This is a genomic window from Spirosoma sp. KNUC1025 (genome assembly GCF_045160025.1).
In the GTDB taxonomy this organism is placed as follows: Bacteria; Bacteroidota; Bacteroidia; order Cytophagales; family Spirosomataceae; genus Spirosoma.
In genome coordinates, this window is record NZ_CP087139.1 from 6811228 (window position 1) to 6830934 (window position 19707).

Here is a 19707-nt window from a genome sequence, read left to right on the forward strand (position 1 = left end):
TTCAACAATCCTTATATTTGTTTCGTTATACCTTCGTAAAGCATAATTCTGATAATAACACTTTAGAAAGCTCTATATCTTATAACAGTTCAATCCGTTTATAGTAGTTATAGTCGAGAAGGCATATACAATCTGAAATTAGATGGAAGCAACCAATACACCTATAAAAGGCTGGCAACAGGAAAATGATACGAAATCGCTCTCGGAAGTACACGGCTCGGTTCGCGTACCAGTTGACAGCGGTTTTTTCAAGACGTTACGTGCCTATATTGGCCCCGGCATGATGGTTGCCGTGGGTTATATGGACCCAGGTAACTGGGCTACCGATATTGCGGGTGGAGCACGCTTCGGTTATCGGCTTTTGTCGGTCGTGCTGATTTCGAATCTGTTCGCCATTCTTCTTCAGCATCTGGCTCTAAAACTTGGTATTGCCACGGGCCGCGATCTGGCTCAGGCCTGCCGGGATCACTTTAGTCGCCCGGTTGCCATTGGCCTCTGGATACTGGCTGAAATTGCGATTGCGGCTACCGACTTGGCCGAAGTCATTGGGTCGGCTATTGCCCTGAATCTGTTATTCGGCTTACCGCTTACAATCGGCATACTTATTACGGCTTTAGACGTATTGCTTTTGCTCTATTTACAGAATAAGGGCTTTCAGACCATCGAGCGCATTATCGCCAGCCTTATTTTTCTGATCATTGGCTGTTTTGGTTACGAACTTCTGGTGTCGCGGCCTAACTTTACCGACGTAGTAACGGGGCTGGTTCCTAGTCCGGAGATCATTACCAATCCGGGTATGCTGTACATTGCCATCGGTATTTTAGGGGCTACGGTCATGCCACACAACCTGTATCTGCATTCCAGCATTGTACAAACCCGCGACTTCAAGCGCGACAACGCCGGCCGGAAAACAGCCATCAAATTCGCTACCATCGATTCAACGATTTCTCTGTTTCTGGCTTTTTTCATCAACGCAGCCATTCTGATTTTATCGGCTGCGGCCTTTCACTTTTCCGGCAATCAGCAGGTAGCCGACATCACCGATGCGCACCGCCTGCTCGACCCGATTCTGGGTGTTAAACTGGCCGGGATTCTGTTTGCAGTGGCTTTACTGGCCTCCGGTCAGAATTCTACCTTGACAGGTACGCTGGCAGGACAGATTGTGATGGAAGGGTTTTTGAACCTGCGCATTCAGCCCTGGTTACGTCGGCTCATTACGCGTCTGGTAGCCATCGTTCCGGCTTTGGTGGTGGCTGTTCTGTACGGTGAGCAGGGAACGAGCGAACTGCTGGTATTCAGCCAGGTCATCCTATCGCTTCAACTGAGTTTTGCGGTTGTACCGCTTGTTCAATTCACCAGCGACAAAGTCAAAATGGGCCGTTTTGTGAATCCCGTCTGGATGAAAGCCCTCTCCTGGATCGTGGCTGTGCTGATTATCGGCCTCAACGGCTATCTGCTTTGGGATACGATCGCTTAGCTTCAGGGTGGGTTCGTTCAGGTAAACGGTGACAATTTCTGAAATTGTCACCAAATGACCCTTAAAATTAGCGTAAGGTTCCATATACTTGTAACTACTATTCAGTTACAGGCTTTATCCCAACATGTATTTTTTGAAACGCAAAGGACTTGCTCTCCTGGTCTTCGTTCTTACGCTGGTTACGCAGGAGGCCGCTTACTCCCAGTTATTCTTTACGAAAGGCTATGTAGTTCTGGCATCGGGCGATACGCTTAAAGGAGACATTCGTGAACGAGGGAATCAGCTGATCGAGCTTCGTTCACAAGGCGATAATGCGGTTCATGAATATACGCCTAGCCAACCGCTCATTCAACATTAATTAGCGATATAGTAAAAGCGCTCGGAATCATTCCGAGTGCTTTTACTATATAAAAAGAAAAAATAGTATTGTACCTAGTAGTTTACATTCTTTTGCCAAATAATATTTGTCGCGTAACAAATAATACCATTTTTGGGGCAGTACTCATGAAATAATGATGGCAACGCACCACTTGCCTGTTCATGCGTTCACTTCATCGTTTTCACTGACCTACTCTATGCGATCAATTTTACGAATCATTGGTGCTTTACTCGTCTTATTAATTCTCATCCTGCTCGTCAATACGCTCCGAACCCGGTCGCACCAGTTAGCAGATGTACCACCGGTGGCGCCCATCGAAATCCCTGATTCGGCGATTCACCATCTGGCTGGTGCCATTCGAATACCTACGGTTTCTTACACCGATTACAGCCTGACCGATACTACTCAGTTCGACAAATTTCTGACCTACATTCAGGTTACGTTCCCGTTGATCCATCAGCGGCTCAAGCGTGAAACCTTTAATCAGTATGGCCTGCTGTATGAATGGAAAGGTAAAAATTCAGCATTGAAACCTGTTTTATTGATGGGGCATTATGATGTTGTGCCTGTTATCCAGGGAACGCAGCGTATGTGGAAACGACCTCCCTTTGGTGGCCTTGTTGAGGGTGGTTACCTCTATGGACGTGGCACACTTGACGATAAGATGAGCGTTATCGCGCTGTTGGAGACGGTTGAGTACCTGCTACGTACCAATTTCCAACCCGCTCGAACCCTCCTGTTGGCGTTTGGGCAGGACGAAGAAACCTCCGCCCAACGGGGCGCTCAAACCATTGCCGCAGCATTGAAAAAACGGGGAACATCGGTCGAATACGTGCTTGATGAAGGTGGCGTCATTAAAACCGATGGCGTTTCGGGTCTGAAAAAGCCAGTTGCCCTGATTGGTATTACGGAGAAAGGCTACCTAAGTCTGGAACTGACTGCTATTGGCAAAGGTGGCCATTCATCGATGCCACCAGCGCAAACCAGCATTGGCATGGTTGCCGAAGCTGTTAGTAAGCTGGAACACAATCCCTTCCCCGCCCGCCTGGATGGAGGTGTTGACCGTTTGTTAGATTATTTAGCTCCGGAGGTTTCGTTTGGGCAGCGTATCGCGCTGGCTAATCGATGGCTATTTGCCTCTCTGATCGAGCAGCAGATGAGCCAGACCAAGTCAGGGAATGCCTCTATTCGCACCACAACGGCCCCAACTATCTTTCGGGCGGGTGCGAAAGACAACGTACTGCCCATCGACGCAACAGCTACGGTCAACTTCCGATTATTACCGGGCGATACGGTTGAGGGGGTTATCGAGCGGGTTAAACAGGTTATTGACAACGACAGTATTCAGGTAAACATTCTGGGTAAAGGGAATAATCCATCGGCCGTATCTGATCCGGAGAGCCCTGCCTTCCTGAAGATTCACCAAACCATCAAAAGCGTTTTCCCTAATGTAGTGGTTGCCCCGTATGTAATGCTGGGAGCGACCGATTCCAAATATTATTCCGGGATTGCCTCATCCATATTCCGGTTCTCACCCATACCACTCAACGACGCTGAAACCCAGAGTATTCACGGCACAAACGAGCGTATCCGCGTTCAGGACTACCAGAACATGATTCGGTTTTACGTTGCCCTGATTAAAAACAGTCAGCAGTAACCGTTGCTCTTTTTAATAGTCTGTATAACATTGGCGCTTTGAGTTCTACTAACCACGCGCTTAGTCCGTCGGGCACCAGTCATCGTCGTTGCGGGCGTTGCCAGAAAGAGATGGCCCATTTAGGTAAACGGGCCATCTGCAACACACCTAATTAAACAAAACGTCAGCCGATATGAGAACGGCGTTTATATGTACGATAGAAAGCAGTGTGTAGTTTCCTTGACAACACCTGTAAACTGCGGTTTTGCTGTATTATTTATAGTTCAGCCGCAGCGCAACTTTCGCTTAATCCAGCGTTAATGAATCTAAACATCGGTTATCTTTGCCCCGTTTTGACCCCGTCGTAAAACGACAAGGCGCAAGCCTATTCTATGGAAGATAAAAAACATTTGGACACCGTAACAGCTGCTGGGCTGTTGGTGGCAATGGGTATCATTTACGGTGATATCGGCACATCGCCCTTGTATACGTTGCGGGCTATTATTGGGCCTAATACGCCAATCCGGGCAGATGTCATTCGAGGAGCTTTATCCTGTGTATTCTGGACACTTACACTGCAAACAACCGTCAAATACGTAATCCTGATTTTGCGGGCCGACAACCGGGGGGAAGGTGGTATTTTTGCGCTTTATGCTCTGGTTCGCCGGCATGCCCGCTGGCTTACGTTACCCGCTATTATTGGCGGCTCTGCGCTACTGGCCGACGGTATTATTACGCCCCCCATCTCCGTTTCGTCGGCCGTTGAAGGGCTACGGGTATTGTATCCCTCCATTACCCATATACAGATCATAGAAATCGTCATTGCGATTCTGACCCTACTTTTTCTGATTCAAACCTTCGGCACGAGTGTTGTCGGAACGGCTTTTGGGCCGATCATGCTGGTCTGGTTTGTTATGCTGGGCACTCTGGGCGCTATTCAGATTGCTCAGGCGCCCGGAATTCTGGCCGCTCTTAATCCGTACTACGCGTGGTGGCTTTTATCGGAATACCCGGGCGGGTTCTGGCTATTGGGTTCCGTATTTCTTTGCACGACGGGGGCAGAAGCATTGTATTCCGATATGGGGCACTGTGGCCGGTCGAATATCCGGGTGAGCTGGATATTCGTCAAATCCTGTTTGATACTCAATTACTTTGGCCAGGGAGCCTGGCTGCTGAGTATACAGGGGCAGGTACTACGTGATCGAATTCCGTTCTATGAGGTGATGCCTCCGTGGTTCCTGACCATTGGTATCAGCATTGCCACAGCCGCTACGGTCATCGCAAGCCAGGCATTGATCAGTGGTTCATTTACGCTCATTAGTGAAGCCATCCGGCTCAATTTCTGGCCCAAAGTCCGATTACGTTACCCAAGTGTACAGAAAGGGCAGCTCTACGTGCCCAGTGTAAATCTGTTGCTCTGGGCTGGCTGTGTGGGTGTTGTACTATACTTCCGTGAGTCGTCGAACATGGAAGCTGCCTATGGGCTGGCGATTACCCTGACGATGTTGATGACTACCCTGCTGATGTCGTACTACCTGTACACCCACAAGTACCAGGCTTGGGGCGTTGTACTGTTCCTGACGGTTTATCTGGGCATTGAAGGGTCCTTTCTGATTGCTAACCTGATCAAATTTCCACATGGTGGCTGGGTGTCGGTGCTGATCGGCTCGGCTATTGCCAGCGTCATGTACATCTGGCTGCAGGCTTTCCAGATCAAACTACGCCTGACCGAATACGTACGTATCGATCAGTATACGCAGGCTATTAAAGAACTCAGCCGCGACATCAGCATTCCGAAGTATGCTACGCATATTGTCTTTATGAGCAATGCCGCCCGGCAGTCGGAAATCGAGTCAAAAATTATTTATTCCATTTTCCAAAAACGCCCCAAACGCGCTGACATTTACTGGTTCGTTCACGTCGATACTACGGATGATCCGTATACAATGGAATATAAAGTAAACACCATAGCGCCCGACGATGCCTATAAAGTGACCTTCAAATTAGGTTTCCGGGTTGAACAACGTATCAACCTGTTCTTTCGAAAAGTGATTGAGGACATGGTGAAAAACAAGGAGGTAGACATCACCAGCCGCTATGAATCACTCAGTCGGCAAAACGTTATTGGAGACTTCCGCTTCGTGGTGCTGGAAAAATTTCTTTCGTTTGAAAACGAACTTCCTGCTCGTGAGCGACTGATCATGAATATTTATTTCGGTATTAAAAGCTTCACAACGCCCGAAGACCGCTGGTTTGGCCTGGATAGCAGTTCGGTGAAAGTTGAGAAAGTACCGCTGGTTATTCGCCCCGTCGAGAACGTCAAACTAAAACGCATCACTTCTTAATGGTTGAATTGATGAATGATTGAATAATCGAATTAATCCAACAACTCAATCATTCAATCACTCATTGCCCCTATGAAAATTCTTATCACCGGCGGAGCCGGATTTGTTGGCTCGTCGCTGGCTATTTCACTTAAACAGAATTATCCGTCCTATCAGATCTTTGCGCTCGATAATCTCAAACGCCGGGGGTCTGAACTTAGCCTGAGCCGGCTGAAAGCGGCAGGAATTGAGTTTCTGCATGGCGACATACGTAACAAGGAAGATTTCGATGCTTTGCCGGGTGTTGATACGGTGATTGAAGCCTCCGCTGAACCTTCGGTGCTGGCTGGTTTAGACGGTACGCCCGACTACCTTATCAATACCAACCTGTTCGGAACGGTCAACTGCCTGAATTACGCGTTAAAACACAAGGCTAATTTCATTTTTCTGTCGACTAGCCGCGTCTATCCCATCAAAACCATCGAAACGCTCAATTTCGAGGAAGCCGATACGCGCTTTGTCCTTACTGACGAGCAACCCGTACCGGGCGTATCATCGCGGGGTATTGCCGAAAACTTTCCGCTCGACGGTGCCCGGTCGCTTTATGGCACTACCAAACTGGCCTCGGAGCTGCTGATTCAGGAATACAACGAGTTCTACGGATTGAAAACAGTGATCAATCGCTGTGGAGTGATTACCGGCCCCTGGCAGATGGGTAAGGTCGATCAGGGGGTGATGGTGCTCTGGATTGCCAAGCATTACTTCGAACAGCCACTAGCGTATATCGGTTATGGCGGTACGGGTAAACAAACCCGCGACATGCTTCATATTGCCGACCTTTACCGGCTCATTGACTGGGAGTTGCATAACCTGGACAGCGTAAACGGCGAAATTCTGAATGCGGGTGGTGGTGTCGAAAGCAGTGCTTCGCTGCAGGAGTTGACAAAAATTTGCCAGGACGTAACCGGTAAAACGATTCCGATCAAACAAGTGCCGGAAAACCGGGCTGCCGATATTCGCCTGTATATTACCGACAATACAAACGTAACGGCACGTACCGGCTGGAAACCAGAACTGGGAATCCGCGAGATCGTGACCGACATCCACGACTGGCTCAACGAAAATCGGGCCATTCTGGAACAAATTCTGAAATAAACTGCTTAAATCGCTCAAAATTCATCAGTCCTGACCCAGGTAGGAGCCAGGACTTTTTGCGCTCATTAATCCCGCCACCCAGCCGGTTTGTAGGGGGTTCGGCTGTCTCCTGAAACGCAGATGGCCGTGGGCGGCCGATTTGTATTTGGCCATATTCTAACCTTTGGCTCTTCCCGTTCGCCGATATACGGGGGCGGTGGCTCCGGATAAGGCCGACGCTTATTCAGGGCATAAAATAAATCGTCTCCGGCATTCGTATGTGGCCCGGTGGGGTCCATAGCCCCATATGGAATCCCATTGGTATCTTTTCGGTCTAACCATTGATGAATTAGCGACACAGCGGATGCTGTGAAATAACCAACCACCATTTCTTTCCTGTTCGCTACGTTATACACATTACCGGCCAGTGCGGTTGGGGGCGTATCGGCCAGACCGCCCGAATTCTGGGTCTGATCCTGAAACAGTTTGTAGTATCGATACGCATCTTTCGTCAGCGACTTTTGCCGAATGTCGACCAAACACGGCTCATGGGAGTAATAGGGGACTTGAGCTACTTTCCGCTTTGCTATCAGCCCGCCATTGCTGTATAAATCATCGAAGACATCAATGGCATCGTTATGCAATACCTCCCAGCACTGTGTTCGGCAGGTATAGTCATAATACCAGTAACCACCCGGCACTAGTGGCGCATTGTCCTCCACTTTACCGACTGGTGGAGTGAAACAGTCTTCATAAGGCTCATTTCCGGCCACAAAATAATACTCGTAGAGATAGCGATGCGGAATGATTTTATTCACGGCATAAACGCCCTGCACACAACTCCGACACCAGTATTGCCGCTCATAAAGCTTCCATTCCCATTGATAATAGTTGTGCTGATCGGCGGGGTCCTGCGTATCAATTGAAATGTCGTGACCCGCTCTGAAATCGCCCAATAGACCAGCGGGTAAGCTGGTTGAGTTGAACTCGGCATAAACTTTACTGATCTCAGCGATGGGCTGCATAATCTGCTGGGTTGATACGTACTGCGTACCATCGCCGAGGGTAAACCGGAGCTGGTAGGCGTGGCCAATTTGAGCTTTGAAATCGGCGGGTAACTGATACGTGCCATCCTCGGTTTCGTGACAGGCAACAACCTGTGCTGAATCAACGACGACTTCCACAGTAGCCTTTGTGATCGGTAGCATTCCGAACCGCCCGGTGAGTTGATCGGCTCGCGAGCGATTGAGCCGGATGCTCTGTGGTTCCGCTAGATTGGTGATAGTGCCATCCACCACAATAACATCAACGGTTCCCCGTAACGTAGTATCCTCTGGATCGACGCAGGCAATCACAAGCGCAGTAACGGCAAAACAACCGATTAGAAGTATAGCCAGTGAACGCATTCGTTGAGCGCTTATTTGAACTCGAAATTGTACGTCAGACTGGGAATTGGCGCGGCAAAAATGCTTAGGCGATACGGATTCGTAGCCTGCCCCTCAGTGCGGTAAAAAATTGAATACGCATTTTTTCGGCCGTACAGGTTATAAACCGTAAAGGTCCAGTGCCCCTGCCAGCGCCGATTTTTCAGACTCGGATTGTAGATATTCCAGGCGAAATCCAGCCGGTGATAATCAGGGAGCCGGTACTGATTCCGTTCATTGTAATACGGATACGTTCTGTCCTGATACCGGATAAAGCCTTCGGGCGCTGTGTAGGGGCGGCCTGTACTGTAGGCAAAGTTGAATGAAAAACTGTGGTGTTTGCCCTGGTTAATATTCAGGCTGATATTCAGGCTGTGTGGCCGGTCGTAGTTCGCTGGATACCAGTTGCCAGCGTTGATCTGCTGTTGAAAGCTAACCCCTTCATCTACCTGATTCAGAGTACGTGCATACGTGTAGTTCACCCAACCCGTTAGCTCACCTTTTTCTTCGAAAACATGACTTCCAGCCCGTAGGCTTTGCTACGTCCCGGCAGTAGTTGGGTTTCGGGATACGGCTGAAGGAGGAAATTAGCCCCCGGTTTATAATCCAGGATATGCTGTGTGCTACGCCAGTAAACCTCCGCCGACATCTCGAAAATATTGTTCTTTGAATTATGAAAATACCCCGCCGACCATAACTGACTGACCTGAGGCTGAATGTGGGCATCAGACGTTTTCCAGCGGGCGGTAGGCAGCGGAGTTGTTGTATTGGTAATTACCTGCAGGTATTGCCGCATCAGGTTGTAGCCTATTTTGACCGACGAGTTGGCGCTGATGGCATATCGAAGGCCCAGGCGAGGTTCCAGTCCGCCGTATTGCTTCGTTACCTGACCGGCTCCATATTGCATTGAATCGACAACGGTCGTTTCATCAATCAGTCCGTCAGAAGCGTAGCGCCGTACGACTGATGGTCCCAAATTAAGAAAGTGCGAATACCGCAGCCCAACCGATACTGCCAGCTGATTCGACAGACTAATCTCATCTTCGGCATGGATACCCAATTCCAGGGCGTTTTCGATTGGTGTTTTCTGGTAGTTTACCGCCAGGCTATTGCCCGGTATTAATTCACCAGGATTGAGTCGGTAATGCGTAGCGCTGATTCCGGCTTCAATTTTCTGATTCGCTAACTGGTAGTTGATGTTCGACTTAATCTGACGCTGCAACAGCGATTGTTTCAGCACAACTTTATTGCTGGTACTGTCTTCAATAGAGAGAATTTTGGGTATGTATTGAGCAGCCAGTGCGGTTGTTTGCAGGTTCATTCGGTCGTTGAACGCATGAAACCAACGGACCATACCATTGGCAGTTTGTTGAGCGTATTGAGTTCCGGTTGCATTCACATTAGCCAGACTTCCCAGCAAATTAGTCTGAAATAGATCCTGGCTGTAATAGCCCATTGCCGTTACGGTGTTTTTGTCATCGATTCGCCAGAAAAGCTTCGCCACTCCATCCCCAAACTTTGCCCGGATATCATCTAAACGCCTAGAAGCCAGGTGCAGCAGAAAATCATTAAAAGCGCCCCGGCCAGAAACCAGAAGTGCAAGTTTTCCTTTGATAATCGGTGTTTCAACGGTGAGCCGGTTGGCAACTAAACTTACGCCACCACTGAGCTGAAACTGATTCAGATCAGGATTTCGCAGGCTAATGTCCAGAACCGAAGCCGCTCGCCCGCCATACCGGGCCGGTACGTTGCCTTTATACAAATCTAACCCACTGACGGCATCGGGCGGAAAAACCGAGAACAGGCCAAACATATGGGTCGGATTGAAAATAGGCGTATCATCCATCAGAATCAGGTTCTGATCGGTCGTGCCGCCCCGAATGTTGACACCATTGGCCGCTTCGCCCACACTGGTTACACCCGGCAGCATTTGCAAACTCCGCAGAATATCCACTTCCCCCAGAGCCGCTGGCATTTTCTTCAACGTAGCGATATTGATCTGGCTAACACCCAGCAGAGGCTGACGCACATTTCGATCATAGCCTTTACTGGTCACCACTACTTCCTCCAATTGGCTGGCTACCGAGGGTAACCGCACATCTAGGGTTGTGTTGCCGCGTATATAAATAGTAGCCCGATAGGGCACGTACCCCAGCTGACGAACCACAACGACGTGTTGGCCAAACCGCACATTGAGTGAAAAATGCCCCTGCGCATCGGTATAGGTCCCTTTCGCATTTTTCTCATAATCGAGTACAACAGCAGCCCTCGCCAATGCCTGTTGGCTAGCCGAATCGCGCACCGTTCCCGAAAGGGTGTAAAGTATCTGTGCATGGACCGACAGCACAGTTAACAACAATACCAGAGAAAGCAGTAAAAGTCGGTTCATGAAAAGAAAAGCTTTGCTTTAGTGGATATGAATAGCAACGCAAACGTTGATAATATCGATAAATCATTTATATAGTCGAATCTACCTATACCGGAGGGCACATCGTCTTAAAGCGATTACCCCTACTGTCAATCAGTAAAATAGGGTTATATTACTTCTTTTTTGGCCGGAATGCGTTTTATTGTTCTCTTCATAAGTAGCCTGCTGTTGCTGTTCGGAATTACGTCCTGCGTTGATCCAGCGGATATCGTTATCAATACCAGTGTGGATGTGCTGGTCGTGGATGGAACGATTACAAACCTGGCCGAACCGCAGCTTATCCGGCTCAATCATGCTCAGTCGGATCGACTTACGGGGCGCTCGGGCACAACACCAATTACCAAAGCCAGCGTAGAGGTGCTTGTAGATTCATCAGAAGTTATTGTCTGTCACGAAACCGAGGATGGCACCTATCAGTTACCCGCCGATTTCAAAGCCCAGATCGGCCACGCCTACCAACTACGGTTTACCCTCAGCGACGGCATGCAGTACGTATCGACCCAGCAGATTATGCAGCCGGTGCCCCCTATCGACAGAGTGACGGCCCGATTCAATGCTACCAGTTTGCCTTTTCCGCTGGAATCCGGTGGCGATTATCGGGCAGGCCATGATATTTTCGTGAGCTGGCAGGACCCCGCCAATCAGCAGAATTATTACCGCTGGGAATGGAAGCTGTGGGAAAAACAGGACTGGTGTCGAAGCTGTCGACAGGGCGTTTATGCTGTGAATACCATTCTGCCCCACACGTACCAGGATAAGACGTTTTACGTATCCGGCGAAAATTTATTCGAGGACTGTTTCATCCCCACTAATTATCTCGAAGCTGCCCAGCCCCCGTTTCATAGCGAGCAGTATGTATATGACTATCCCTGCCGCACCCAATGCTGGGAGATTTTGCACAGCTACGCCATCGATACGTTCGATGATCAATATAGCAACGGCCGACAGATTCAGGAACGTAACGTAGCCCAGATTCCGTACTATGACAGCACGGCCTGTCTGGTCGAAATTCGGCAACTGTCGTTGCCCAAAAGTGCGCATGCGTATTTCAAACAGTTTCAGGACCAAACCCAAAACACGGGTGGCCTGGCCGATACGCCCCCGTCAGCGCCGGTAGGTAACATCCGGAACAAAAACAACCCGCAGGAACGCATCGTTGGCTTTTTTACAGCCTCGGCCGTTTCGGCAGTACGTTACTGGCTTGATCGCAAAGACGTAAAAGGGTTACCCTTTGGCGACACCGACCCGGCCAAGCGCGTTCAACAGACAGGGTCAGCCTTTTTTATGCCCTCAATCTGCGCCAGCCCATTCCCGAACCGATCTACCCTTACCCTAACATTCGGATTATGGGTGGCCCTCCCCGGCCCGTAACGGCCGTTTGTATGCCTAGCAACGGTCGAACACCCAGCAAGCCGGACGGTTGGCAGGAATAGCCCCGCCCGAAGCATTACGTCTGCTGCTGAAACGTCTGGTCGACATCGTAAACAAAAAATAACATACATGATTCTATTGTACAGATTTGGTGGACTACCAAGGAATGGTAATTTTGACGCATAATATCGACTGTACAATTATACTTTTAGCATGACAACGGCCCTCGACTCTTCTACCCAGCAACGTGTTGACAAATGGCTCAGTGGCAATTACGATGCCTCGGCCAAAGAATCCATTCAGCATCTGATCGATTCTGGCAACGTTACTGAATTAACTGACTCTTTTTATCGCGATCTGGAATTCGGTACGGGTGGATTGCGCGGTGTTTTAGGCGTTGGCTCTAACCGCATGAATCGATACACGGTTGGGGCCGCTACGCAGGGGCTTTCCAACTACATCAATGCCGCCTTTCCGGGACAGGACATTAGCGTAGCCATCGCGCACGACAGCCGCCGGATGAGCCCGGAATTTGCCCGCTTAGCCGCCGATATCTTTTCAGCCAACGGCATTAAGGTTTATCTGTTCAGCAGCCTGCGCCCCACGCCCGAACTATCGTTTGCGATACGTCAGCTGGGTTGCCAGAGCGGTATTGTGGTAACAGCCTCACACAACCCGCCCGAATACAACGGCTATAAAGTGTACTGGAATGACGGCGGACAGGTAGTTTCTCCGCACGATAAAGGCATCATTGGGGAAGTGAACAAAGTTACGTCGGTCGATGATATCAAATTCGAAGGTATTCCGGAACGCATCACCCTGATCGACGAAGAAGTTGATGCGCCTTACGTTGAGCGGGTGAAGTCGAACGCGGTGAATCCCGACGTTATTAAGCGGCAGGCCAATCTGAACATCGTTTATACACCTATTCATGGTACGGGCATTACGCTGGTTCCTCGCGTGCTCGACGCGCTGGGCTTCAACAACGTTCATATCGTTGAACAGCAGGCTACCCCCGATGGCAATTTCCCAACTGTAAAATCGCCAAATCCAGAAGAACGGGCGGCTATGCAACTGGCGCTTGATCTGGCTTTATCAATTGATGCCGACCTGGTTATGGCGACCGATCCCGACGCCGACCGGGTGGGTGCGGGCGCCCGTAACCACCATGGCGAATTTGAGCTGCTCAATGGCAATCAGATGGCCAGCCTGATTATCTATTACCTGTTGAATGCCTGGAAAGATGCCGGTAAACTGACCGGTAAAGAGTTTGTAGCCAAAACCATCGTTACCACTGACCTGATCGATCAGATGTGCAAAAACTATGGCGTAACCTGCTACAATACGCTCACGGGTTTCAAATATATTGCCGAAGTCATCCGTGAACTTGAAGGCAAAGAGAAATTTATCGGTGGTGGCGAAGAGAGTTATGGCTATCTCATCGGCGATTTCGTTCGCGATAAAGACGCCATTGCTTCCTGCGCCATCATCGCCGAGCTGACAGCCTACGCCAAAGATCAGGGTAAGAGCCTGTTCGACATGCTGATGGCGATGTATCAGGAAAACGGATTCTATTACGAAGCCCTGGTTTCGCTGACGAAAAAGGGAAATCCGGAGCTGAAGAAATTCAGCAGATGATGGCCGATTTCCGGGCTAATCCGCCTAAGAGTATTGCCGGTTCGCCCGTAGTGCGCGTAGACGATTATAAAGCCCTGACACGGCTGGATGCTCAATCGGGCACTACGTCGCCTATTGAAGCAGGCAAGATGGGAATCGAGTCGTCGAACGTATTGCAGTTCTTTACCGAAGATGGCACTAAGGTTTCGGCCCGCCCATCAGGAACCGAGCCCAAAATCAAATTCTACGTTAGTGTTCGCGAGCCGCTCGAAAGCAAGGAAGCCTTTGACGATACGTATGCACAGCTAAAAGCGAAAGTTCAAAAGGTAATCGACGAATTACAGCTAACCTAACGTATAGATCACACAGTTTGTCTTATTAACAGCGCCCGGCTATTTCTAGCTGGGCGTTTTGTTTATCCTAAGCCTGTACACAATTCTTATCCATAACCAGATTTGTTTCCTCGCCCTTCATCAAATTATGAACTTAGTATAATGTTTTCAGTAAATAACTTACTTATATACAGTCGATTGCGCGCTTTATATAGACAAATTTTAGTTAATTTATTACTATTTTAAGTGAAAATACAGTTAGAATAGGCTGTTATTATCCTTTAGGCATTAGTACCTATGTATTTCCTGAAATCAGTTTCACTATTCTAATTAATTTTTATGATGAAGAACGCTTTACGACAAGCGTACCGTGCATTGCCATTGCTTGTGCTAAGCTGGCTTTTGTGCGTAGGGGCCTTTGCCCAGGATCGCAAAATTACCGGCCGGGTTTTGGACGGAAACGACAACAACCCGCTGCCCGGAGCCAACGTAGTGGTGAAAGGGACACAAACGGGTATGGTAACCGATGCTACGGGCCAGTTTTCACTCAATGTAGCTCCAGGACGTGATGTACTGACTATCTCCGCCATTGGTTACGCATCGCAGGACATCACTATCGGCAACCGCACCACAATCAACGTAACCCTGGTGCCCGACATTAAAACCCTGAGCGAAGTCGTCGTGACGGGTTATGGTGCACAGGCTAAACGAGACATTACCGGGGCCGTTGCCACAGTCGACTCCAAACAACTCCTGTCGGTTCCGTCTACCAACGTAGGGCAGGCGCTGCAGGGACGTGTGGCTGGTGTGCAGGTTGGTAATGAGAACTCGCCCGGTGGGGGTGTAATGGTTCGTATTCGGGGATTCGGGACAATCAATGACAACTCGCCACTTTATGTGGTCGACGGTGTTCCAACCAAGGGCAACCTGAACACCCTGAACCTGAACGACGTAGAGAGTATGCAGATTCTGAAAGATGCTTCGGCGGCTTCTATTTATGGTTCCAGAGCGGGCAACGGGGTCGTTATCATCACGACGAAAAAAGGAAAAGCCGGAAAGCCTAAGTTTACGTACGACATGTATTACGGCTCTCAGCGTCATGGCAAACTGCTGGACATGCTGAATACGCAGGAATATGCCAATCTGATCTGGGAATCCCGTAAGAATTCAGGGGTTGTAGCTGCCAATGGCAACCCGCTCCACTCGCAGTTTGGCAATGGCCCAACGCCTGTCATTCCGGACTATATTCTGCCTAGCGGTGCTTCCGCCAGTGATCCGCGCGTGGCGCAAAATCCCGATGGTACGTATGTGAACTACAACAACGATATCAACTCGCCGAACTTCCTGCTTATCACGAAAGCCAACAAGACCGGTACCGACTGGATGGAGGAAATTTTTCAAACCGCTCCCATTCAGAACCACCAGATAGGTGTATCGGGGGTGGCGAAAATGGCCGTTACGCCATGTCGCTCAACTATTTCAACCAGGAAGGGATCATGAAATACACGGGCTACAAACGCTATTCGTTACGTTCGAATACAGAGTTCAATATCACGAAGCGGGTTCGGGTTGGGCAGAATTTTCAGGTAGCGTATGGCGAACGGATCGGACAGCCGAACGGTAATAACGCGGAAAGTAACCCCATCTCGTTTGCCTATCGGATTCAGCCGATCATTCCCGTATATGACGTAGCCGGAAACTTCGCCGGTACCCGTGGCGGTGACCTCGATAATGCCTTCAACCCGATGGCTGATCTGTACCGTAACAAAGAAAACGTACAGAAAGAAATTCGCCTGTTTGGCAATGCTTTTGCTGAAGTCGACATTCTGCCAAACCTGACGGCTCGCACTAGTTTCGGTATCGATTATAACCTGTTCAATTATCGGAACTATTCGATCCGAAATATCGAAGCGTCGGAGGCACGTGGCTCAAACAGCCTGCAAACCAGCAACAACTACGAATGGACCTGGACCTGGTACAATACCCTTACGTATAATATTGCGCTCGGTGACCGGCATCGTTTCAACGTAATTGCAGGTACGGAGGCTATTAAAAGCTACTTTGAGTTCTTCGACGCCAGCCGGACCAACTTTGCCGTCGATGACATCGAAAACCGGTATCTCAGCGCTGGTACGGGCGTTCAGACCAACAACGGTGGTGCCTCAAACTGGCGACTGGCTTCGGAATTCGCCAAGCTTAACTACGCACTGGATGATAAATATCTGCTTGACCTGACCGTACGTCGCGACCGCTCTTCGCGCTTTGCACCCGAGTTCCGGTCGGCGGTCTTCCCGGCTGCCAGTGCAGGCTGGCGTATCTCGAAAGAGGGCTTCTTTAAATCGGTTTCCTATATCGATGACCTGAAAATCAGAGCGGGTATTGGCCAGACAGGTAACCAGGAAATTGGTAACTACAACTCATTTACCCAGTTCAGCACCAACCCCATTACGTCGTTTTACGATATCAACGGCACACGCACGTCGGCCGTACCGGGCTATGAACTGACTCAGTTCGGGAATGCCAAGGCGAAATGGGAAACGACAACCAGCCTGAACCTCGGTTTCGACGCGACGCTGCTCAAAAACCGACTGAGCATAGCCTTCGACTGGTACACCCGTACTACGTCCGACATGCTGTTCCCGGTTCAGGCTCCGCTCACGCAGGGCGTAGCTACCGTACCGTTTCAGAACATCGGCTCGATGCGTAACCGAGGGGTTGACCTGATGATTAACTACAGCGACAAAATCGGTACCAACGGCCTGACCTACAACATCGGCGCTAACTTCAGTACGTATCGCAACGTAGTTACCAAAACGAATGGCGACCCCAGTACCCAATACTTCGGCATCAACGATGAGCGAATTCAGAACTTCGTGGTCACGCAGCAGAATTACCCGATTGCTTCGTTCTTCGGCTACACGATTGACGGAATTTTCCAGTCGGATGAAGAAGCCAAAGCGCATCCTGTTCAATTTGGTAATGCAGCCGCTGAAAACGTAGCGGGTCGGTTCAAATTCCGGGACATCAATGGCGATAACAAAATTGACTCCAAAGACCTGAGCATCATTGGCAGCCCGCACCCAAAATTCAGCTATGGCCTGAACCTGAGCCTGAATTATAAAAATTTCGGACTGACTTTATTCGGCCAGGGCGTTCAGGGGAATCAGATTTTCAACTACACCAAATACTGGACCGACTTCCCAACCTTCGGCGGTAACCGTAGCACCCGGATGTTGTACCAATCCTGGCGGCCCGGCAAAACCGATGCAATTCTCCCCCAGCTCAGATCGGCAGACCAGGTTAGTATTCAGCCGTCGACCTACTACCTTGAAAGTGGTTCGTATTTCCGGATGAAAAATATCCAGCTGACGTATCAACTGCCACAGGCGCTCCTATCGCGTCTGAAGCTCGGCGCTACGTCGGTCTATATTCAAGGACAAAATCTGTTCACGGTTAGCAACTATTCCGGCATGGACCCTGAAGTTAACCTGCGGGCTTACTCAGCCGGTAACGACCGTCAGATTGGGGTAGATGGTGGTTCGTATCCAGTTGCCAAAACCGTGTTAGTCGGCTTAAATCTGTCATTTTAACTTAAACCTTATAGGTTTTTGAAACCTATAAGGTTTGCGAATCAAACACATGAAAAAAACAACCATTTTCATAACTGCAGTTTGTCTGACAGTGGCTACGGCCTGTTCCGACAAGTTTTTGGACGTACAGCCTAAAGCGGCATTAGCCGTTACGGTACTTCAAAATAAAACGGGCGTGAACTCGCTCCTGATTGGTGCCTATTCGCTCCTCGATGGCTGGGCCACGCCAGAAGGCGCTTACCGCTCCTACAATGTCGGCGCTGATAACTGGGTTTATGGCAGTGTAGCCTCCGACGATGCCTATAAAGGTACCATCGCCGGTGACCAGCCACCAATTTCGCTGATCGAGCAGGGAAACATCCAGTCGGATAATATTTATTTCCGGGGCAAATGGCGGGGCATGTACGACGGTATCGCCCGCTCGAACGACGTATTGCAGGCGGTGGCTGTGGCGAAGGATATGACTGAAGCTGAGAAGCAGCAGGTCATTGCCGAAGCCCGTTTCCTGCGAGGACACTACCATTTTGAGCTCAAGAAGATGTTCAACATGGTACCCTACATTGATGAGAAAGTCTACAATCCGAACGATCTGGAAAGCACAAAGCTTCCTAATAGCACCGACATCTGGCCAAATATTGTGGCCGATATCAAAGCAGCCTACGACGTACTGCCCGCCAAACAATCACAGGTGGGCCGCCCGACAAAATGGGCTGCTGCCGCTGAACTGGCCAAAACGTACCTGTTTCAGAAAAAATATACGGAAGCCAAACCACTACTGGAAGCCGTTGTTGCCAGTGGGCAGTACCGACTGGTAGACCGGTATCATGACAACTTCAAGGCTGTAACGAACAACAACGCCGAGTCTATTTTCGAGGTGCAATATTCGGTTAATGACGGCGCATCGGGTGGTGAAAACGGAAACATCGGTTCAACCCTCAACTATCCGTATGGTGGCGGTGGTGTTACGACCTGCTGTGGTTTCTTCCAGCCTTCGCAGAACTTAGTGAATGCGTTTAAGACCGATGCCAATGGGTTGCCTCTGCTCGATACGTTTAATTCCACTGACGTGTCCAGCGATCAGGGAATTGAATCAACGGCTCCTTTTACGCCCTATGCCGGTACGGTCGATCCGCGGCTTGACTGGACGGTGGGCCGTCGGGGAATTCCGTTTTTAGACTGGGGCGTTCATCCTGGCAAAGCCTACGTTCGCGATCAGTCGTATGGTGGCCCTTATTCGCCCAAGAAACACGTCATGTATAAGTCGGATGTTGGCACCAATACGTTCGCTGGTAACCCTCGCCTGAACGCCAACAACTACCGCCTGATCCGTTATAGCCACGTATTACTCTGGTTAGCTGAAATCGAAGTGGAAGTTGGCGATCTGAACAAGGCACGTGCCTATGTCAATCAGATTCGTAAGCGGGCTGCTAATCCCGACGGATTTGTGAAAACAGCGGATGGAAAACCAGCCGCCAATTATGTTATCAATGAATACACAGCATCCTGGACCGACAAAGATTTGGCTCGTAAAGCGGTTCAGTTTGAGGAGCGTCTGGAATTTGGTATGGAAGGACACCGCCGGTTCGATCTGGTTCGCTGGGGAATTGCCGATCAGATACTTAATCTCTATTACACCTCAGAGTCTGTTCCTTCGAAGCGGACATATCTGAAAGGCGTTACGTTCGTAAAAGGAAAGCATGAGTATTTCCCAATTCCGATTCAGGAGATTTTTAATAGTAAAAAAGGCGGCAAAGAAACGCTGACGCAGAATCCAGGGTATAACTAGTGATGCGCTAGTATCTGACTTTCTGTAAATTTTTTGGTAAAAAAGCCCGGCTCTGCAAAGGTCGGGCTTTTTTTATGCCTACTTAATCAGGGTATTATCCTGATCAATCAGATTTGATTAAAAAACTCTACAATTTCTACAGCCTTACCAGTATTATTGTAAGCCTTCGTGCAACTTGTTTCACTCTTCTGGTTTCATTTCAACAATTT

The 19707-nt window shown here is 49.4% G+C and carries 10 protein-coding genes and 2 pseudogenes; 9 read left to right on the plus strand and 3 right to left on the minus strand.

Annotation, left to right across the window (positions count from 1 at the left end):
• The first annotated feature begins 142 nt into the window (after nucleotides 1-142).
• From LN737_RS29750 to LN737_RS29770, 5 genes are all read left to right on the plus strand, one after another.
• Nucleotides 143-1477, plus strand: a complete 1335-nt coding sequence (locus tag LN737_RS29750) for an Nramp family divalent metal transporter (protein WP_405514712.1) — start codon at nucleotides 143-145, stop codon at nucleotides 1475-1477.
• 124 nt (nucleotides 1478-1601) lie between these two features.
• A complete protein-coding gene (locus tag LN737_RS29755) occupies nucleotides 1602-1835 on the plus strand; it encodes a hypothetical protein (protein WP_405514714.1) in 234 nt (77 codons plus the stop codon).
• A 217-nt stretch (nucleotides 1836-2052) separates the two neighbouring features.
• Nucleotides 2053-3513 (plus strand): M20 family peptidase, encoded by a 1461-nt coding sequence (locus tag LN737_RS29760; RefSeq protein ID WP_405514716.1) that lies wholly within the window; start codon nucleotides 2053-2055, stop codon nucleotides 3511-3513.
• A 371-nt stretch (nucleotides 3514-3884) separates the two neighbouring features.
• Entirely contained in the window at nucleotides 3885-5837 is a 1953-nt protein-coding gene (locus LN737_RS29765) for a KUP/HAK/KT family potassium transporter (RefSeq protein ID WP_405514717.1), read from the plus strand.
• A gap of 72 nt (nucleotides 5838-5909) precedes the next feature.
• A complete protein-coding gene (locus LN737_RS29770) occupies nucleotides 5910-6971 on the plus strand; it encodes an NAD-dependent epimerase/dehydratase family protein (RefSeq protein WP_405514719.1) in 1062 nt (353 codons plus the stop codon).
• A gap of 65 nt (nucleotides 6972-7036) precedes the next feature.
• On the opposite strand, the gene LN737_RS29775 is transcribed toward LN737_RS29770, so the two are convergent.
• The 3 genes from LN737_RS29775 to LN737_RS29785 are packed head-to-tail and all read right to left on the minus strand — an operon-like array spanning nucleotide 7037 to nucleotide 10763.
• On the minus strand, nucleotides 7037-8356 hold the full coding sequence (locus LN737_RS29775) for a DUF4249 domain-containing protein (RefSeq protein WP_405514721.1): 1320 nt from the start codon (nucleotides 8354-8356) through the stop codon (nucleotides 7037-7039).
• 11 nt (nucleotides 8357-8367) lie between these two features.
• Nucleotides 8368-8856 (minus strand): hypothetical protein, encoded by a 489-nt coding sequence (locus LN737_RS29780; RefSeq protein WP_405514723.1) that lies wholly within the window; start codon nucleotides 8854-8856, stop codon nucleotides 8368-8370.
• Nucleotides 8857-8864: 8 nt separating this feature from the next.
• Complete coding sequence (locus tag LN737_RS29785; protein WP_405514725.1) at nucleotides 8865-10763, minus strand: TonB-dependent receptor; 1899 nt, start codon at nucleotides 10761-10763, stop codon at nucleotides 8865-8867.
• Nucleotides 10764-10934: 171 nt separating this feature from the next.
• Here LN737_RS29785 and LN737_RS29790 point away from each other — a divergent pair, with 171 nt between their 5' ends.
• From LN737_RS29790 to LN737_RS29805, 4 genes and pseudogenes are all read left to right on the plus strand, one after another.
• Nucleotides 10935-12173 (plus strand): DUF4249 domain-containing protein, encoded by a 1239-nt coding sequence (locus LN737_RS29790; RefSeq protein ID WP_405514727.1) that lies wholly within the window; start codon nucleotides 10935-10937, stop codon nucleotides 12171-12173.
• Between the two features lie 213 nt (nucleotides 12174-12386).
• Nucleotides 12387-14143, plus strand: a pseudogene (locus LN737_RS29795) (phospho-sugar mutase).
• 318 nt (nucleotides 14144-14461) lie between these two features.
• Nucleotides 14462-17712 (plus strand): annotated as a pseudogene (locus LN737_RS29800) (SusC/RagA family TonB-linked outer membrane protein).
• A gap of 49 nt (nucleotides 17713-17761) precedes the next feature.
• Nucleotides 17762-19498 carry a RagB/SusD family nutrient uptake outer membrane protein gene (locus LN737_RS29805; RefSeq protein ID WP_405514728.1) on the plus strand — a complete coding sequence of 579 codons (1737 nt, stop codon included), beginning with the start codon at nucleotides 17762-17764 and terminating at the stop codon, nucleotides 19496-19498.
• Nucleotides 19499-19707: the final 209 nt, after the last annotated feature.